This is a genomic window from Pseudarthrobacter cellobiosi (assembly GCF_023913755.1).
Lineage (GTDB): Bacteria > Actinomycetota > Actinomycetes > Actinomycetales > Micrococcaceae > Arthrobacter > Arthrobacter cellobiosi.
The window spans coordinates 67,083-83,962 of record NZ_JAMXBJ010000042.1 but is presented as its reverse complement, the minus strand read 5'-3'; the positions used below and the strand labels follow the sequence as shown (position 1 = coordinate 83,962).

The following is a 16,880-nucleotide window of genomic DNA, read 5'->3' as shown; positions in this document are numbered from 1 at the left end:
CGGCTGTCAGGGTCTTCGCTCCTAGCGTCTTGCGCCCGGGAGGCCGTTCTGAGGCGGAAAGCCCGGAATCTCGGGCGTTGGCGGCAGGACAGGAGCGGGAGCAGGAGCAGGAGGTGGCTCTGGCGCGGGAGCCGGCGCCGGAGCGGGTGCGGGCGCCGGGGCGGGTGCAGGCCTCGGCGCGGCCGGTGCAGGAGTCGGTTTCGGCGGGGCAATCATGGATGCCGGCGGGGCCGGGAACGGGTTAGCCGGGTAGAGCGGGGCGGCCTGGAGCATGTAGTTGACCCATTGCGGCCCGGCGATCATGTAGCCGTCAAGGCGCGGGTAGAACTGGCCGTTGATGGTGACGTTCTGGCCGGGGCGGTTCTGGCCCTCCAATGCGTCGCCAAAGAAGGACGCTGTGGCCAGTCCTGAGGTGTAGCCCAACACCCAGGTGGAGCCGTTGTTGTTGGAAGTGCCGGTCTTGGCAGCAACCGGCATAAGGGTGTGGATCTTGGGGTTGATCCACACGCCGGAGCCGACCTTCAGCACGTCCTGGAGCACCGCGTTGACGCCTCGGGCAACCTCCGGTTTGACGGCGTCGCGGCACTCGCTGGTCTGGCCCGGGAGTTTCCCGCCCGACATATCCGTCACCTCAAGCACGGCGATAGGGGAGCAGTACCGGCCGTCGTTGGCGAAGGTGGCGAAAGCATTGGCCAGGTGGACCGGGGCAACGCCGATGGCGCCGAGAAGATTGCCCAGCTGATGCATGTTGATCTGGGCGCCATCCAGTCCGCTGTGCAGCCCCATGGCGTCCACCATCTTCTGGATGCCGCAGAAATCGAGCTGGGTGGCCGAAGCGAAGGTGGCCGTGTTGATCGAGTTGTACAGCCCGTAGTTCACGGGCATGGGGCGGTAGTAGCCCTCATCAGAATTCTGGAGATCGTCGGCGGCGCCGAGCTCAGGGTTGTTCTGTGCCGTGCTGTAGGCGCCCAGCACCTTTCCGCAGCTGGAGCGCCACGGGAAGCCGAGCGGATACACCCGGCGGGAGGCGTCCACCATCCCTGTCAGTGGCTTGCCCTCGTTCAGCCACTCGGCGAACGTGAAGGGCTTCATGGTGGAGCCGGGCTGAAAACCGCCCGCTCCGTTGAGGTCATTGCCTTGCGGATCACGGGAGTCCACGTTGAAGTTCAGTTGGGTATCGAATTTACCCTCGGCCGGCAGGAACACCGTGTTCTGTGCCATTGCCAGAATTTTCCCGGTGCCCGGCTGGACCGACACCAGGGACGCGCCCCAGCGGTCAGGATTCGCCCCGGCGGTGGCGTCCACCTGTGCCTGGGCCGCCGCCTGGAGCCGGCTGTCCAGCGTGGTGACGATGGTGAGCCCGCCGCGGTACAGCTTCCACTCGCGCTCGATCAGTGTGGTCCCGTGGGCCGGGTTGTTCAGGATCAGATGCGAAATGTAGTCGCAGAAGTACGGCGCCATCTGGGCGTGGGCGCAGCCCTGCTTCCCGGGACTGAGCTTGAGCTCGATCGGCGTAGCCGCGGCGGCGTCGTGGTCCGCCTGGCTGAGCTTGCCCGTGGCCAGCATCTCGGCAAGAACCTGGTTCCGGCGGCTTGTGGCCTGCTCCGGGTTAACCGCGGGGTTGTAGTAGCTGGGGCTGTTGACCAGCCCGGCCAGGAGGGCCGCCTGCGGCAGTGTGAGGTCCGTCGCCGTGGTGCTGAAGAAATACCGCGCCGCCGCCTCGATTCCGTATGCTTCGCGGTTAAAGAACACGATGTTCAGGTAGCCCTCGAGGATCTGGTCCTTGCTGAACTTCTTCTCCAGCGCGATGGCCAGCTTCATCTCGCGGAGCTTGTCCCCGATGCTCTTCTGGCCGCTGAGGATAACCTCGTCTGTTTTGTCCTGGGACACGAAGGACTCGTTGATGACGTTGGTGACGTACTGCTGGGTAATCGTGGAGGCGCCCTGCCTGCCCTCACTCGTCAGGTTGAAGATTGCGGCCCGGAGGATCCCTTGCGGGTCGATGCCCGGGTGCTCATAAAACCGGCTGTCCTCGATGGCCACGATGGCGTCCCGGACATAGGGGGATATCTGGTCCAGGGGGATCCTGATCCGGTTCTCGGCGTAGAACGTGGCGATGGGCTGGCCGTCGGAGGTGAGGACTTTGGTGGATTGCGACGGCGGCGCGACGATCAGTTCCGTGGGGAGATTTTCAAAGTAGCTGATGGAGGTGCTGACTCCGTAACCGACAGTCGCAACAGCGGGGACCACAAGGCTTGCGGCCAGGACGCCGCACATGGCGCTCGCCGCAAAGAATCCGATGACCCTGCCCAGGGTGGAGGCCAACCGGTGCCTGCGTTTCTTTTGCTGCGCCATTGTTCAGCCCTCAAGCTCGCGACGTGTGAACAGGATACGCCGCTCCACCTGCAGCATCCAGATGTTGGACCAACTGATGCCAAGCCGGTATCTTCCGTCCCTAAGTCCGTTCCGGGCCTTGTCGCGCGATACATACCGATATATCGTTAAGTGTCGGTGAGTGGTTGACCGATAACCATTCAACAGAGGCCAAAAAGCATTCAAAAAGACAGGGACAAGGGACGGTGCCACCATGAAAGGCATTCACGACGACAAGTTTTTGGAACCGCTGTTCGGGCGGGGACAGTTTGGGCGTGGACGGTTTGAGCGCGGCAGGGGCCGCCGCGGACCGCACGGGCACCGCGGGGGAGGGTTTGGCCCGGGGTTTGGCCCACGGGGCGGATTTGGTCCCGGTTTTGGACCTGGCGGAGGGTTCGGTCCCGGCTTTGGGCCCGGTCCCCGGCGGGCAAGCAGGGGGGACGTCCGGTGGGCCATCCTGTCGCTGCTAGCCGAGGCCCCGTCCAACGGTTATGGCCTGATCAAGACCATCGCGGAGAAAACATCCGGCGCATGGCGGCCCAGCCCCGGGTCGATCTACCCCACACTCCAGCAGTTGGTGGACGAGGACCTCATTGCGCCCCTCAGCGAGGGCCGGCGGACCGACTTCACCCTCACCGACGCCGGCAAGGCCTACGTGGCCGAGCATGCGGAGGAGCTGGAGAACGCGTGGAACAGCGATGCGGAAGGATCCGGACCCGCCTTCCACCAGAGTGTGGGCAAGCTGATGGGGGTCATTCATCAGTTCCGCGCTGCCGCTACGGAAGATCAGCGCAATGCTGCGGTGGAAAAGCTCGACGAAACCCGCCGCGCGCTCTACCGGATCCTGGCCGACTGAGCCCGCCCAGGTCAGGCGAACGTGTCTTCCTTGGCGGGAGCGGCAGCAGGTGCCGTGACGCCGCGGCCCAGCGGGTTGAAGTGGCTACCCAGCCCGCCGAAGGCGTAGGCGGTCTCGGCATGCTCGGAGAGATCCACCCCCGCCATCTCAGCCTCGTGGCTCACCCGGAACCCGATGGTCCTGTTGATGGCCCAGCCGATCACTAGGGTCACACCGCCGGAGAGAACTACGGTGACTACTACCGCCACGGCCTGTGCCGTCAGTTGCTGGAGACCGCCGCCGTAGAAGAGGCCCCCGCCCTGGCCGTCCACGGGCAGAGCGACGAAGCCCAGGGCGAGTGTGCCGATGAGCCCGGCGCCGAGGTGGACCCCCACCACGTCCAGGGAGTCGTCCAGCCCGAACCGGTACTTCAGGTCAACAAACACGCAGCAGGCTGCACCGGCCACCAGGCCCAGGCCGATGGCCGCCACTGGGCTGATGTTGGCGCAGGACGGTGTGATGGCCACCAGGCCGGCAACAACACCGGAGGCTGCGCCCAGGGACGTGGGGTGGCCGTGGCGGATCTTCTCCGCCAGCAGCCAGCTGAGCATGGCCGCGGCAGGAGTGACCAGGGTGTTGATCCAGATCAGGCCGGCCTGCTCCGCGGTGGTGGCGGCGCCGCCGTTGAACCCGAACCAGCCGAACCACAGGATGGCCGCACCCAGCATGATGAAGGGGACATTGTGCGGGCGGTGGCTGGGATCCTTGGCGAAGCCGTGACGCTGGCCAACCATCAGGGCCAGTACCAGGGCGGCCGTACCGGAGCTGATTTCCACCACTGCACCGCCGGCGAAGTCGATGACCTGGCCGAAGGTCTCGGTGATGGCTCCGCCGGCGCTCATGAGCCCGCCGCCCCAGATCATGTAGGCCAAGGGGCAATAAACCAGCGTGACCCACAGCGGCACGAACACTGCCCAGGCGCTAAACTTGGCGCGGTCCGCGATGGCTCCGCTGATGAGGGCCACCGTGATGATGGCGAAGGTGGCGCTGAAGCCTGCTTTGATGAGGTCAGGGGAGCCCATGAGGTTCTGCAGCCCGAAGTTGGCGAAAGGGTTGCCAAAGATGCCCAGGATTCCCTCGCCGGTGGTCATCGAGTATCCCCATAGGACCCACACAACTCCCACGATGCCGGCGGAGATGAAGCTCATCATGATCATGTTCAGCGCTGCCTTGGCGCGCGTCATGCCGCCATAGAAGAGACCAAGTCCAGGTGTCATAAGCAGCACCATTGCCGCCGCGATCATCATCCAGACGTGTTGCGCAGTGATCTCCACCGGTGGGTCCCTTCCATTGATCCTGAATACGGGGACTCTTCCTACGTGGCCCGCGCAATCCCCCCGATCAATATTTGTCGCCGCGTGTTTCCGTTTGCGCTTCGCTAAGTTGCGGACACGTTACGGCCCGGCGGCTTACGTGAAGATCGCGTGACCGTGATGTTTCCGGCGTGTAAACGGGACCTATTGAACGGCGCCGCGGCAGGAAGCCCGGCGCCCGTGATGCCAGCGACGGCGGGCGCCGGTGCGCGCACGTGGTGAGAAACCGCCGTCGGACGCTGAAAACGGCAAAGTTTCCTGAGCATGAACGGCGGCTCACCGCCGCGGCGGCCAGCCCTCGCGGGGCCGGCCCCGCAGAGTCAGAAGGTCCGGGCGTTGACCAGCACGGGCAGTTGGCCGCGGACCTCGGCAATGACGGCCGGGTCAATGTCGACGACGGCGAGTTCCGGGTCGCCGCCGAGGGCCACTAGGGCAGCACCCAGGGGCGAGATGACGGCGCTGTGGCCAACGCCGGTGGGAGCCTTGCCGGCGGAGGCGATGCCGACGCTTGCCGGATCGCCCTGTCCGCAGGCCACCACGAAGGTGGTGCTGTCCAGCGCGCGGGCCCGGACCAGGAGGTCCCACTGGTCAGCTTTACCCTCGCCGGCACCCCACGAGGCGCAGACAATGTTGACTTCGGCACCGGCTTTGGCGTTGGCCGTGAACAGTGCCGGGAACCGTACGTCGTAGCAGGTGGCCAGGCCGAAGGTGGTGCCGTTCACCTCGAAGGTCACGGGGGCTGTTCCGGCGTCCACGGTGTCGGACTCGGCGAAACCAAACGCATCAAAGAGGTGGATCTTGTCGTAGGACGTCTCGACGCCAGGGCCGGTGACCAGCAGGGTGTTCCGCACGCGGCCGCCATCGCCCGGGGTGAACATGCCCGCCACGACCGTGATGTCCAGTTCATGGGCAATGCTGCGGACGGCGGCGGCCCATGGCCCGTCCAGCGGCTCGGCAATGTCCACAAGGCTGTTGCCGAAGGCGCGCATCGCGGCTTCCGGGAACACCACGAGCTCCGCTCCGGCGGCTTTGGCCCGCGTGGCGTAGTCTCGGATGAGCTCCAGGTTTGCGGCCAGATCGGCTCCTGTGATGATTTGGGCCACTGCTAAACGCATGAAATTACTCCAGTCTGTTGTATACATAATGTATGCGAAAAAGTTCGGGGACTGCGGCGTCCGGCCGCGAGAAGGCGTACGCGTACCTGCGTGAAAACATCCTCATCGACCCGGATGTGCAGGGGAAATTCCTGAACGAGCAGGAGCTGGCCGCCGAGATCGGTGTGTCGCGCACTCCGGTGCGTGAGGCTCTCCTGCTCCTGGTCTCGGACGGGCTCGTGGAGCTGATTCCACAGCGCGGGGCCTATGTTCCGCCCGTGACGGGCCGCGAAATGTCGGAACTGATGGAACTCCGGGGTGTATTGGAAAGCCATGCCGCCCGCCTGGTTATCGAACGGAACCGCGTTCCTGCGAAAACGATGCAGGACACCCTGGACCAGCAGGCCCAGCTTCCCGAGCAGCTGAATGCCGAGGCTGCGCAGGAGTTCATCCGGCTGGACACCCTCTTCCATCAGCTTCTGATCGACGCCGCCGGCAATGAGCTCATCTCCCGAACGTACAGTAAGCTCCATGTCCGGCAGATCCTGGTGGGCGTCTCGGCCTTATTCCGCACCGGAGACCGGCGCGGACAGGTGTGCGCCGAACACCAGGAAATCCTCGATGCCCTGGTGTCCGGCGACGCCGCACGGGCGCAGGAGGCCATTGACCATCACCTGGCTGTCACCCGGGATATTCTGCTCCGCACCTAAGCGCCGCCCTGTTAGTTGGATTCGTTTGTTGGCATCGCCAGCTGGCTTCGTCAGTTGCCTTTGCCGGTGGCCGTCTGCTGGCGCTCTGCCGCGGAACCTTCGAGCAGTAGGCGGTAGTCCTCGTCCTCCACGGTGTTCGAGTCGCGGCCAAGCGCCAGACCCACGGCGGTGACGCCTGCGGCCACGGCCACGTAGATGGCCACCGGAATCCAGGTGCCGAACTGAGCCAGCAGCAATGTGAACATCAGCGGGGCGATGGCGCCGCCGATCACACCGGCGAAGGTGTAGGCCAGGGAGCTGCCCGTGGACCGGAGCCTCGGTGAGAACTGCTCCACAATGAAGGCAGCCTGCGGGCCGTACATAAACGAGTGCGCCATGAGGCCCAGCACAATGCCGACGCTGAGCATCGGCTCGTTGTCGGCGCCCAGGACGCCAAAGAAGATGAACGTCCATGCGGCGCCCACCACAGCTGCGGTCCCGTAGACCAGGCGGCGGTTGAAGCGGTCGGACACGGCGCCAGCCAGCGGGATCATAAAGAGCTGGAACGCGGAGCCGATCAGGACTGCCGTGAGCACCTGGCTGCGTTCGTAGCCGAGTGTCTGGATGCCGTAGGTGAGGGTGAAAACGGTGAACAGGGCGTAGAGCACGTCCGGGCCCACCCGGCACAGCGTGGCCGCAATGAGGGGCCGGAGCTCCGTGCTGAAGACCTCGCGGACAGGGGCGTGGGGCTGTTCGCCGTGGGCCTCGATGGCCTTGAAGATGGGGGTGTCTTCCAGCTTCAGGCGGATCCAGAGGCCGAAACCGACCAGCACGGCCGAGACCAGGAACGCGATGCGCCAGCCGAAGCCGATGAACTGTTCCTCGGTCAGGGCGAGGGTCAGGACAGCCAGGGCGCCGTTGGCCATAAGGTTGCCGGCGGGCGGGCCCACCTGGGCTGCAGAAGCCCAGAAGCCGCGCCGGTGGGGGTCGCCGTATTCGCTGGAGAGCAGAACGGCGCCGCCCCATTCGCCGCCGACTCCCACGCCCTGGGCGAAGCGCAGCAGCACCAGGATGATCGGGGCGCTGATGCCAATGCTGTCGTAACCGGGGAGCACCCCGATCAGGACAGTGGCCACGCCGATGATCATCAGGGTGGTCACCAGCACCTTCTTGCGGCCGATCCGGTCACCCAGACGGCCGAAGATGATGCCACCGACAGGCCGGGACACGTAGCCCACCGCATACGTGGAGAAGGCCAGGATGGTGCCCGTCAGGGGATCGGATGACGGGAAGAACACGAGGGGAAATACGACGGCGGCCGCGGCCGAGTAGACGGCGAAGTCATACCACTCGAGGGCGGTGCCGGTGAGGCTGGCGGCGAAGGCCTTGTACAGGCCCTTGGGGTGAATCGGCTTGTCCGGACGCGGCGCTGCGCCGGAAGCCGGAATTGGGACGTTAGCCATGGGTGTTGTCCTCCACGAGATGTTTACGGGTGACGCCTGTCACGCTGGCGTTAAATGTATACATTACGCATACTGGATGTACATTGGCCACCGTTTCCGGTTTCCGGTTTGTAAATTTCTCCAGCAGGACACGCAAAGGATGGACAGAACATGACGACTCTGAGCTTCGAACTTCCCGACGGCAGCACCCGGACAGTCCAGGTCAGGCACCTCCTGAACGCCGGTTATGCAGGGCGGGAACAGGAGGAAGTGCAGGCCCACATTGCCGAGCTGGCAGAACTGGGCGTTCCCGGCCCCGCCACCACCCCGGCGCTCTACCCGGTCTCGCCGTACCTGGCGCAGCAGGTTTCCGAAGTCCACGTGCAGCATGCCCGGACCTCCGGGGAAGCCGAATGGGCGCTGGTCATCACGGACGACGGCGTGCTGCTGACGGTCGCGTGCGACCACACGGACCGAGAGCTCGAGGTCCATGGAGTGGCCTGGAGCAAGAATGCCAGCCCCGACGTCCTGGGCCGCAAGGCGTGGCGGCTGGACGACGTGCGCGACCACCTGGACCAGATCACGCTGAAGGGCTGGGTGGGGCGGGGTGATACTCCGGACACGCTGATCCAGGACAGCTCGCTGGAAGCCCTGCTGACCCCGGACTATTGGCTGGAGGTGTTGACCGAGCGCGGCCTGAATGAGCCGGGGACGGTCCTCATTTCCGGCACGGTGGCCATGACCAGCGGGGTGAACCAGTTTGCCCGCAGCTGGAAAGTGGAGATGACAGACCCCATGACAGGATCCACCGTGGATGCCCAGTACGTGGTGGAGCAGATGGCCGCGCCCATCGGCTGATTCCGCCGGGCAGGGGCACACTGGGGTGCGCAAACTCCCGGTAGCATCATTGCTATGCCCACTGCGCTTGAAATGGCAGGTCCCATCCTGGAAATGATGACCTGGCTGTGCCTTCCGCCGGGGCTTGCCCTGCTTTTCTACTCGGGCATCCTTCGGCGGTTTGTGCACCCTTGGACCGTTGCGGAAGCGGTGGTCTACGCGGACGCTACCGGAACGGGCTTCCGCTGGTTTGACCGCAAGTACCAGGTCCACCACGCCCCGATGTCACCCCACGACATCAAGGACCTGGCCGTGGGCGACACCCTGCCGATCTACTACCACCCGAAGCGCCCCACGCAGTGGCAGACCGCAGCGCCCGAAGCGGTGGGGCGGACCGCCGTCGTTCTTGGCCGTGTGCTCACCGGGATCGGTGCGGTGGCGCTTATCGCGGGCTTCCTGCTGCCGATGTTCTGACGTTCAGCGGCTGAATCAGCAGCGGCTGAGTCAGCGTACGACGGCGGCCCCACCGGAGCGGGTCAGCCCGCGTTTCGTGGGGCAAACATGATCACAGCCACCCCGACCAGGCAGATGACGGAGCCCGCAATGTCCCACCGGTCCGGGCGGAAGCCGTCGAAAATCATTCCCCACGCCAGCGACCCAGCCACAAATACTCCGCCGTAGGCGGCCAGGATCCGGCCGAAATGGGCATCGGGCTGGAGGGTGGCCACGAAACCGTAGAGGCCCAGGGCAATCACACCCAGCCCTGCCCACCACCAGTCCTTGCCCTCGCGGACTGACTGCCACACGAGCCACGCGCCGCCGATCTCGGCAGCAGCGGCCAGGACGAACAGCACAGTCGTTTTGGCGATCGCCACGGTTTCAGCAGGAATATTCACAGGCTCATCATGCCAGCCGGGAATGCGGCCGGCCGCCGGGAGGTTGGGCCAGACATGCAACGCATCGGATTCCTGTCCTTCGGCCACTGGGGCCCCGGCCAGGGCTCCCGCACCAGAACCGCAGGCGATGCCCTGCTGCAGGGCATTGAGCTGGCGGTGGCGGCCGAGGAGCTCGGAATCGACGGCGCCTTCTTCCGCGTGCACCACTTCGCCCGTCAGCAGGCGTCGCCCTTCCCGCTGCTGGCAGCGATCGCGGCCCGGACCAGCCGGATAGAGATGGGCACGGGCGTGATCGACATGCGGTACGAAAATCCGCTGTACATGGCCGAGGAAGCCGCCGCCACGGATCTGATCAGCGGCGGCAGGCTGCAGCTGGGCATCAGCCGTGGTTCACCCGAGCCCGCCCGGAACGGGGCCGCTGCCTTCGGCCACCAACCGGCCGAAGGGGAGACCGACGCGGACATGGCCCACCGGCACACAGCCCAGTTTCGGTGCGCCATCAGCGGCGCCGGCGTGGCCGAGGCAGACCCGCGCTACGCCGGTGGAGCCATCGGCCTGTTGCCGGTCCAGCCGCAGTCGTCGGGCCTCACAGAGCGGATCTGGTGGGGCGCCGGAAGCCGCAACACCGCCGTGTGGGCGGCCGGCCTGGGCATGAACCTGATGAGCTCCACCCTGCTCACCGAGGACACCGGTGTCCCCTTCGACCAGCTGCAGGCGGAGCAAATCCAACTCTTCCGGGAGGCCTGGGCCGCGGCAGGACACAGCCACCAGCCGCGAGTCTCTGTCAGCCGGAGCATCCTGCCGATCGTGGACGAGGAAGACAGCAGGTATTTTGCGGGCAGCGCGCTGCGGGACAGCCGGGACCAGGTGGGCGTCATCGACGGCCTGACGGCACGCTTTGGCAAGACCTATGCGGGCGCTCCGGATGTCCTGGCCGAACAGTTGGCGGCCGACGCCGCGGTCCAGGCCGCGGACACACTGCTGGTGACAGTGCCCAACCAGCTGGGCGTTGACTTCAATGCCAAAATGCTGGGGAACATCGCCCAGCACATAGCGCCCGCCGTCGGCTGGACCCCGGCCCGTTCCTGATCCGGAGCCGATTCCGCTGGGTGATCCGCCCGGAAGGGAATATCCTGAGAAGGTGCGGGCCATTGAGGCCCGGTTATTCCTCACGGCCTAGAGAGGCTCACCATGTCCGAAAAACTACACCTGACACCGGAAGACGAGTTCCCGGATGATCTTTCCAGCATCCCGGACCGGGAGCTGCAGGTTCTGGACAGCCAGGTGCAGCGGCAACTGGACTATGAGTACGTGGCCGAGGGCGAACCGAACCCGGAGACGGAGTTCAGGCACCTGGACCTGGACGAGGAATTCCAGGAACGCGACGACCGCTGACAACCGTCCCCCGCCGTCGGCCTGGCTCATTCCGGTGATCGGCAGTGGATATTAGTCAGCATCCTTACTAATATTGCTCAGGGAACCATCCGCAAGCCACAGCCGTTAGGCTTGTAGCGGGCTTTGGGGGCTAAGGCCCGTACATTACTGCGTGACTGCGGAACGGTCAGGAGAGAGACATATGGCTCGCGCCGCTTTAGGTTTGACTGCATGATCCGGCTACGTCAGCTGGCACAGGCGGCTTCCGTACTGACAACGCCATTGGCACCGGAAGATATTCTGGCGCTCTTTAACCCTGTCTTCTCCGCGCGCCAGCTGCGTGGAGTGGTGACCCGTGTGGTCCAGGAAACGGCGCAGTCGGCCACCATCTTTTTCCGTCCCGGCCGCGGCTGGCATTCGCACCTGGCCGGCCAGTGGGCGCGTATCGGCGTTGAGCTGGACGGGGTCCGCCACTGGCGCTCCTATTCGCTGAGTGCTCCCGCCGGCAAGGACCCCGCCATCACCGTCACCGACGTCGGCGCCGTTTCCGGAACCCTGGTCCGGACCACCAAACCCGGTGACGTCCTGTTCCTGGCACCGCCGCAAGGCGACTTCGTCCTGCCCGAGCACCCCAGGCCGCTCCTGATGGTCACCGCGGGCAGCGGCATCACTCCGGTGATGTCCATGATCCGCACCCTTGTTCCCCGCCGCCCGGATGCCGACGTCGTCCTGGTGCACTCCGCCCGCACGCCCGGCGACAGCCTCTTCCGCGAGGAACTCGCCGAACTGGCTGACCAGTTCCCCAACTTCCGGCTGGCCCACTGGTACACCGGCGAACAGGGCCGGATGGACCTGACCAACACGGCCGAGCTCGATGAGATCTGCCCGGACTGGAAGGAACGGGCCGCTTACGCGTGCGGCCCGGACAGTTTCCTGGACGACGCCGAGGCCCTGTGGAAGCAGGCGTCCCTCACCGCCGGCGCGCCCGGGTCTGATGTTGCGCTCCCCGGCGATCCCGGCAACCTGATGATTGAACGGTTCAACACCACCTTCGCCGGGGGTGTAGGGCACGACGGCGGCCTGGTCACCTTTGAGGCGTCGGACCGGGAAGTTGACGCCGACGGCGATACTCCGCTGCTCGACGTCGGCGAAGACGCCGGGGTGCTGATGCCCAGCGGCTGCCGGATGGGAATCTGCCACAGTTGCCTGACTCCGCTCCTGGCCGGACAGGTGCGTGACCTTCGCACCAACGAGGTCCACGGCGAACCCGGCCAACTAATCCAAACGTGTGTCTCGGCAGCCGCCGGACCCGTCAACCTCGAACTCTGAGGAGCAATACCGCATGTCAGTAGTTTCAGAAAGCAAGAAAGTTTCCGAAGGCAAGACCGCCCCCACCGGAGCGGCAAAGACGCGACCTGGAGCGCTGGCCGAGTCCGGCAGCCCCTTGGTCCGCCCTCCTGCCGCAGCGCACCTTAGCGACGAACAGGTAGCTGAGCTGGGCCGCGAACTCGACGCGATCCGCGACGAAATCCTGGCCAAGCGCGGCGCCTCCGACGCCGCCTACATCCGACGCATGATCAAGATCCAGCGCGGGCTGGAGATCTCCGGCCGCGCGGCACTGCTGGTCAGCAAGAACAAGGCCGCCTGGGTCACCGGCACCACACTGCTGAGCCTGGCCAAAATCCTGGAAAACATGGAGCTCGGCCACAACATCCTGCACGGGCAGTGGGACTGGATGCGGGACCCCGACATCCACTCCACCACCTGGGAATGGGACTTCGTTACCCCGGCGCGCTCCTGGCAGCACAGCCACAATGACCTTCACCACCGCTGGACCAACGTGGTGGGCAAGGACAACGACGTCGGATACAACCTCCTGCGGATGGACGAGAGCCAGCCGTGGAAGCCTCATAACCTGGGCAACCCGCTGTACAACGCCATCCTGGCTCCTGTCTTCGAATGGGGTATCGCCATCTACGACCTCGAGCTTGCTGAGTACCAGGCAGGCAAGAAGTCCAAGGAAGCGCTGCACAAGGACCTCAAAGCACTGGGCCGCAAGGTGGTCACCCAGTTCACCAAGGACTACGCCGCTACTCCCGCAGTCGCCATGCTCACCGGTTCCGGCAAGCAGGCCCTCTACGGCACCCTGACCGCCAACGCCGTCCGCAACGTGTGGGCGCACGCCGTGATCTTCTGCGGCCACTTCCCGGAAGGCGCGGACACCTTCACCGAGGAAATGGTGGAAGGCGAAACCCGCGGCGACTGGTACGTCCGCCAGATGATCGGCTCCGCCAACATCTCCGGTTCCAGGTTCATGCACCTGATGACCGGCAACCTGTCGCACCAGATCGAGCACCACCTCTTCCCGGACCTGCCTTCCAACCGGTACGCCGAGGTTGCTCCGCGGGTCCGCGAGATCTGCCAGCGCTACGGCCTGAAGTACACCACGGGGCCGCTGCTGAAGCAGGTGGGATCGTCCTGGGCGAAGGTCTTCAAGCTGGCGCTGCCGGGCAAGGCTGCCAGGGCTTGAGCTGACTAAGCCTTAAGAGTGGAAGGGCCAGGCGAAATGCCTGGCCCTTCCACTCTTTTTTGCTATCCGGTCTGCTTCTTCAGGAAGGCGAGCAGGGCTTCGTTGACTTCCGCGGCGTGCGTCCACAGCAGGCCGTGCGGGGCGCCGTCGATCTCCACATACTCCGCCGACGGCAGGGCTTTGGCGAACCGGCGTCCGGTGACGTCGATGGGGAGGATGTTGTCCTCGGTGCCGTGGACAATCAGCGCGGGGACACCGATCCGGGGGATGTCGCCGCGGAAGTCGGTCAGCCATGTGGGCTGCGCGGCGACTGATGCGGTGGCGCCGGCTCCTGCGGCGATTTTCCAGCTGGCGTCCAGGACTTCCTGGCTGAGGCGAGGCGTGCCCAGGAACGTGTCGGTGTTGTAGAAGTTCTTGAAAAATTCCGTGAAGAACGCGTACCGGTCCGCCGTGACCGCTTCGGTGAGTCCGTCGAAGACTTCCTGCGGGACGCCGTCGGGGTTGTCTTCCGTCTTCAGCAGGAACGGCTCCAAGGATCCGAGGAAGGCTGCGCGGGCCACCCGGGCGGAGCCATACGTGCTCAGGTAGCGGGCAACCTCGCCGGTACCCATGGAGAAGCCCACCAGTACGGTGTTGTTGAGTTCCAGCCTGTTCAGGATGGTATTGAGGTCGGCGGCGAAAGTGTCGTAGTCGTAGCCGCTGGTGGTCTTGGTGGACTTGCCGAAGCCGCGGCGGTCGTAGGTGATCACGCGGTAGCCGGCCTCCAGGAGGGCAGTGGTCTGCTTTTCCCAGGAGGATCCGTCCAGCGGGTAGCCATGGATCAGGACAACGGGCTGGCCGCTCCCGTGGTCTTCGTAGTAGAGCTCGATGTCGGTGCTGTTCTCGGTTCCAACGGTGACGAATGCCATCTCGGCGGTCCTTTCGAAGCTTCGGAATCAGTTTCGGGCGCAAGCAAAAGCCGGCGCCCGGCATTCCCTACTCTAGGGACCGCCCGCCGCGGCACCAAGGATGTGGCTACTGGGAGGGTTGGGGCAGTTCACACGCGATCTGCGGGTTGACGCCCAGATAGTTCAAGGGCCCGGCAACGATGGTCACGGCCACCGTTCCAGCTTGGGCACAGGACCCGGGAGCTCCGCCGAAGTAGCCGCGCTGCCAGGCGGCGATTCCTCCGATGACCAGCCAGATGACAATCAGTGCTCCGAGAAACTTCATGGTGTCCTCCCATGGCCGTAGCCGCCTGTGCGTTCAAGTATGCGCCGATTACCGGATTCCAGACACCTCCCCACCCCGGACGCTCTCTCACTTGATGCCACTTAATTCGCAACGCTCTCTCACTTTCTTAAAAAAAGTGAGAGAGCGTTTGTCAAAAACCTCCGTTAAGTGAGAGATCGTCTGAAGGGGAGGTGGGGTTCGGGGGTGGGATTAGGGGCGGGCGCCGAAGCCGCCGCCGCCCGGACCCTGTGCAGCGGTGTACTCGCCGGCCGTCACGGTGCCCACCTGACGGGCACCGTCCAGGGAACCATCGCCTACGCCGGCGCTGACCGTGGCCGTGCCGCCGGTGTAGACGGTGTACTCCTCGCCTTCAGTGATCGCGGACGAGGAGAACACCAGGGACGCCGTGGCCTTGGTGGTCACGAAGGCACTCACCACGTTGCCCGCGGAATCGGCGATCTGCACCACCGTGCCCGCCGGAACGGCCGAGCCGAGCGTGACCTGCACGCCGGACTGCGTCGAGGAGGAGGTGCCCGGGGTGACCACCATGCCCACGCTTCCGGCCGCAGCCACGGTGCCGCCGGTGACGGTCAGCTCGCCGTTGACGTCCAGGGCGCCGTTGCCGGAGTTCGTGGGGCCGTTGACCACCACGGTGCCGCCGGAGATGCTGGCGTTGCCGTTGGAGTCCAGCCCGTCGCCCTGCGCGTTGATGGTCAGCGAGCCCCCGGTGATTTCCACGCTGTAGTCGCCCACGGCCATCTCGCCGCCGCCCATCCCGCCACCGGAAGTGGACCTGGAGGCCCCGCCGGAGGCGTTCACGCCGTCGTCGTTCGCGGTGACGTTGGCCGTTCCGCCGGACATCACGATGTGCTGGGCCTCCAAGCCTTCTTCCGACTCTTCCACGGTGGTGACGCCGGCGGCGCTGAGGGTGACGGTGTCGCCGTCGACCGTTACGGCGGCTGACACGGCTGATGTCACGCTGCTGGCGCCGTCCGCCAGGGTCACGGCTACTTCGGCGGCCGCATCCCAGGTGAGGTCGTCGGCGTCGTAGTGGGTGTCGGCGGCGAGGGCGTCCAGGGAAACCGCGGCCTGCGCCGTGCCGGACGTCGTGGACGAGTTGGACGTGCTGCTGGTGGAGGTGGTCCCGGCGATGGACGTCCCCGTGGCGGTGCCGGCGGCCGAGCAGCCGGCCAGCCCAACGGCGAGGGCGGTGACGGACAGGGCGCTGCGGAATCGGTTCATTGTCTGTTCCTTCGAAGTTGGTGGGGGAGGCGGGTCAGGCGGCGGGGCGGAGGTTCATGGTGCGGCGGAGGGTGCGGTTCCAGCGGTTGGCCGGCAGGTCCGGGCAGAGCGCCGCCATGCCGGTGGCGAACTTGGAGATCCTGGAGGGCCGGATCTCGTGGCTGTTTCCCGGGCGTCATGCAGCCGCCGTTCCTCCTGGCGGACTTCGATCGATAGGATCAAACCCGTGCTCCGACTTAAACGCCTTGCGGTTTTCTGCGTGTTCGCGATCTGCATCATCACCGCGGTGGCATTCTGGGCACTCGGACAGTCCGATGCGGACGCCCGCCGGGCTCTTCCTCCTCCGCCACGGGCTGAGGCGAAACTCGAAACGCCCTCCACAGGCCTTACCACTGCCGTCAGTGTCACCCGGAACGCGGACGCTGAGTGGCTCATCCTGGCTGCCGCGCAAACCGGCATACCTGCCCGCGCGCTTCGGGCTTACGTGGGTGCGGCCAGCGCGGCCAATCATTCCGCTCCGGCGTGTGGGATCGGCTGGAATACGGTGGCGGCAGTCGGCTTCATCGAATCCGCCCACGGAGCTTACGGCGGCGGAAGCCTGACCCCCGCAGGGCAGGCGAGCGGACCAATTGTCGGTCCGAGCCTGGACGGCAACGGATTTGCCGCCATCGCTGATACAGACGCCGGCGTCCTGGATGGCGACGCTCGCTGGGACCGCGCCGTCGGACCCATGCAGTTCATTCCCTCCACCTGGGAGCTTGCGGGACGGGACGGGAACGGCGACGGAGAAGCTGATCCCTTCAACATCGACGATGCCGCTCTCAGCGCGGCCGGTTACTTATGCGCCCATGGCCGCGACCTGACCGCCGCGAACGGATGGACGGAGGCCATCTACTCCTACAACCAGTCCGATTCCTACGTGGACCAGGTGCGCGACCAAGCCACCTCCTACGCCGAGAAGACGGGCGCCACCGGATAAGACC

The 16,880-nt window shown here is 65.5% G+C and carries 17 protein-coding genes and 1 pseudogene; 9 read left to right on the top strand and 9 right to left on the bottom strand.

From position 1 onward, the window contains the following. Window positions 1-21: 21 nt before the first annotated feature. Window positions 22-2,355 carry a transglycosylase domain-containing protein gene (locus NG696_RS09165; RefSeq protein ID WP_252575241.1) on the bottom strand — a complete coding sequence of 778 codons (2,334 nt, stop codon included), beginning with the start codon at window positions 2,353-2,355 and terminating at the stop codon, window positions 22-24. Between the two features lie 232 nt (window positions 2,356-2,587). Between NG696_RS09165 and NG696_RS09160 the strand changes: the two genes are divergently transcribed. Then, window positions 2,588-3,229, top strand: coding sequence for a PadR family transcriptional regulator (locus tag NG696_RS09160; protein WP_252570478.1), 642 nt, complete (start codon window positions 2,588-2,590; stop codon window positions 3,227-3,229). 11 nt (window positions 3,230-3,240) lie between these two features. Here the strand turns inward: NG696_RS09160 and NG696_RS09155 are convergent, their stop codons facing one another. Continuing rightward, window positions 3,241-4,542 carry an ammonium transporter gene (locus NG696_RS09155; protein WP_252570476.1) on the bottom strand — a complete coding sequence of 434 codons (1,302 nt, stop codon included), beginning with the start codon at window positions 4,540-4,542 and terminating at the stop codon, window positions 3,241-3,243. 359 nt (window positions 4,543-4,901) lie between these two features. Further along, the gene (locus tag NG696_RS09150; protein WP_252570475.1) at window positions 4,902-5,696 is read right to left on the bottom strand and encodes a carbon-nitrogen hydrolase family protein; all 795 of its coding nucleotides are present in this window, start codon (window positions 5,694-5,696) and stop codon (window positions 4,902-4,904) included. A gap of 32 nt (window positions 5,697-5,728) precedes the next feature. Here NG696_RS09150 and NG696_RS09145 point away from each other — a divergent pair, with 32 nt between their 5' ends. Then, the gene (locus NG696_RS09145; RefSeq protein WP_252570473.1) at window positions 5,729-6,385 is read left to right on the top strand and encodes a GntR family transcriptional regulator; all 657 of its coding nucleotides are present in this window, start codon (window positions 5,729-5,731) and stop codon (window positions 6,383-6,385) included. Window positions 6,386-6,435: 50 nt separating this feature from the next. Here NG696_RS09145 and NG696_RS09140 read toward each other — a convergent pair whose 3' ends face one another. Beyond that, complete coding sequence (locus NG696_RS09140; RefSeq protein ID WP_252570471.1) at window positions 6,436-7,827, bottom strand: MFS transporter; 1,392 nt, start codon at window positions 7,825-7,827, stop codon at window positions 6,436-6,438. A gap of 150 nt (window positions 7,828-7,977) precedes the next feature. Between NG696_RS09140 and NG696_RS09135 the strand changes: the two genes are divergently transcribed. After that, window positions 7,978-8,664: a DUF2848 domain-containing protein gene (locus NG696_RS09135; protein ID WP_252570469.1), complete on the top strand. Its 687-nt coding sequence runs from the start codon at window positions 7,978-7,980 to the stop codon at window positions 8,662-8,664. A gap of 54 nt (window positions 8,665-8,718) precedes the next feature. Continuing rightward, window positions 8,719-9,117, top strand: coding sequence for a DUF3592 domain-containing protein (locus NG696_RS09130; RefSeq protein WP_252570467.1), 399 nt, complete (start codon window positions 8,719-8,721; stop codon window positions 9,115-9,117). 62 nt (window positions 9,118-9,179) lie between these two features. Here the strand turns inward: NG696_RS09130 and NG696_RS09125 are convergent, their stop codons facing one another. Further along, window positions 9,180-9,518, bottom strand: coding sequence for a YnfA family protein (locus NG696_RS09125; RefSeq protein ID WP_252570602.1), 339 nt, complete (start codon window positions 9,516-9,518; stop codon window positions 9,180-9,182). 75 nt (window positions 9,519-9,593) lie between these two features. On the opposite strand from NG696_RS09125, the gene NG696_RS09120 reads away from it, so the two are divergent. From NG696_RS09120 to NG696_RS09105, 4 genes are all read left to right on the top strand, one after another. After that, complete coding sequence (locus NG696_RS09120) at window positions 9,594-10,628, top strand: LLM class flavin-dependent oxidoreductase (RefSeq protein ID WP_252575240.1); 1,035 nt, start codon at window positions 9,594-9,596, stop codon at window positions 10,626-10,628. Between the two features lie 102 nt (window positions 10,629-10,730). Then, window positions 10,731-10,934 (top strand): hypothetical protein, encoded by a 204-nt coding sequence (locus NG696_RS09115; protein ID WP_252575239.1) that lies wholly within the window; start codon window positions 10,731-10,733, stop codon window positions 10,932-10,934. Window positions 10,935-11,144: 210 nt separating this feature from the next. Further along, window positions 11,145-12,242 carry a ferredoxin reductase gene (locus NG696_RS09110; RefSeq protein ID WP_252570462.1) on the top strand — a complete coding sequence of 366 codons (1,098 nt, stop codon included), beginning with the start codon at window positions 11,145-11,147 and terminating at the stop codon, window positions 12,240-12,242. 13 nt (window positions 12,243-12,255) lie between these two features. Further along, on the top strand, window positions 12,256-13,443 hold the full coding sequence (locus NG696_RS09105; protein WP_252570460.1) for a fatty acid desaturase family protein: 1,188 nt from the start codon (window positions 12,256-12,258) through the stop codon (window positions 13,441-13,443). Between the two features lie 62 nt (window positions 13,444-13,505). Here the strand turns inward: NG696_RS09105 and NG696_RS09100 are convergent, their stop codons facing one another. The 4 genes and pseudogenes from NG696_RS09100 to NG696_RS09085 all read right to left on the bottom strand — a co-directional run. After that, a complete protein-coding gene (locus NG696_RS09100; protein WP_252570458.1) occupies window positions 13,506-14,351 on the bottom strand; it encodes an alpha/beta fold hydrolase in 846 nt (281 codons plus the stop codon). 106 nt (window positions 14,352-14,457) lie between these two features. Beyond that, entirely contained in the window at window positions 14,458-14,655 is a 198-nt protein-coding gene (locus NG696_RS09095) for a hypothetical protein (RefSeq protein WP_252570456.1), read from the bottom strand. A 210-nt stretch (window positions 14,656-14,865) separates the two neighbouring features. Further along, window positions 14,866-15,897 (bottom strand): carbohydrate-binding domain-containing protein, encoded by a 1,032-nt coding sequence (locus NG696_RS09090; protein ID WP_252575237.1) that lies wholly within the window; start codon window positions 15,895-15,897, stop codon window positions 14,866-14,868. Window positions 15,898-15,931: 34 nt separating this feature from the next. Further along, window positions 15,932-16,051: pseudogene (locus tag NG696_RS09085) on the bottom strand (molecular chaperone); the annotation flags it as partial. Between the two features lie 72 nt (window positions 16,052-16,123). Between NG696_RS09085 and NG696_RS09080 the strand changes: the two are divergent. Further along, on the top strand, window positions 16,124-16,876 hold the full coding sequence (locus NG696_RS09080; protein WP_252570452.1) for a lytic transglycosylase domain-containing protein: 753 nt from the start codon (window positions 16,124-16,126) through the stop codon (window positions 16,874-16,876). Window positions 16,877-16,880 lie beyond the last annotated feature (4 nt).

Bases quoted from the DNA above. Each gene is read 5' to 3' on its own strand.
- NG696_RS09105 (WP_252570460.1), top strand. From the start codon at position 12,256: ATGTCAGTAGTTTCAGAAAGCAAGAAAGTTTCCGAAGGCAAGACCGCC.
- NG696_RS09140 (WP_252570471.1), bottom strand. From the start codon at position 7,827: ATGGCTAACGTCCCAATTCCGGCTTCCGGCGCAGCGCCGCGTCCGGAC.
- NG696_RS09100 (WP_252570458.1), bottom strand. From the start codon at position 14,351: ATGGCATTCGTCACCGTTGGAACCGAGAACAGCACCGACATCGAGCTC.
- NG696_RS09130 (WP_252570467.1), top strand. From the start codon at position 8,719: ATGCCCACTGCGCTTGAAATGGCAGGTCCCATCCTGGAAATGATGACC.
- NG696_RS09095 (WP_252570456.1), bottom strand. From the start codon at position 14,655: ATGAAGTTTCTCGGAGCACTGATTGTCATCTGGCTGGTCATCGGAGGA.
- NG696_RS09165 (WP_252575241.1), bottom strand. From the start codon at position 2,355: ATGGCGCAGCAAAAGAAACGCAGGCACCGGTTGGCCTCCACCCTGGGC.
- NG696_RS09120 (WP_252575240.1), top strand. From the start codon at position 9,594: ATGCAACGCATCGGATTCCTGTCCTTCGGCCACTGGGGCCCCGGCCAG.
- NG696_RS09150 (WP_252570475.1), bottom strand. From the start codon at position 5,696: ATGCGTTTAGCAGTGGCCCAAATCATCACAGGAGCCGATCTGGCCGCA.
- NG696_RS09145 (WP_252570473.1), top strand. From the start codon at position 5,729: ATGCGAAAAAGTTCGGGGACTGCGGCGTCCGGCCGCGAGAAGGCGTAC.
- NG696_RS09090 (WP_252575237.1), bottom strand. From the start codon at position 15,897: ATGAACCGATTCCGCAGCGCCCTGTCCGTCACCGCCCTCGCCGTTGGG.
- NG696_RS09115 (WP_252575239.1), top strand. From the start codon at position 10,731: ATGTCCGAAAAACTACACCTGACACCGGAAGACGAGTTCCCGGATGAT.
- NG696_RS09135 (WP_252570469.1), top strand. From the start codon at position 7,978: ATGACGACTCTGAGCTTCGAACTTCCCGACGGCAGCACCCGGACAGTC.
- NG696_RS09110 (WP_252570462.1), top strand. From the start codon at position 11,145: ATGATCCGGCTACGTCAGCTGGCACAGGCGGCTTCCGTACTGACAACG.
- NG696_RS09160 (WP_252570478.1), top strand. From the start codon at position 2,588: ATGAAAGGCATTCACGACGACAAGTTTTTGGAACCGCTGTTCGGGCGG.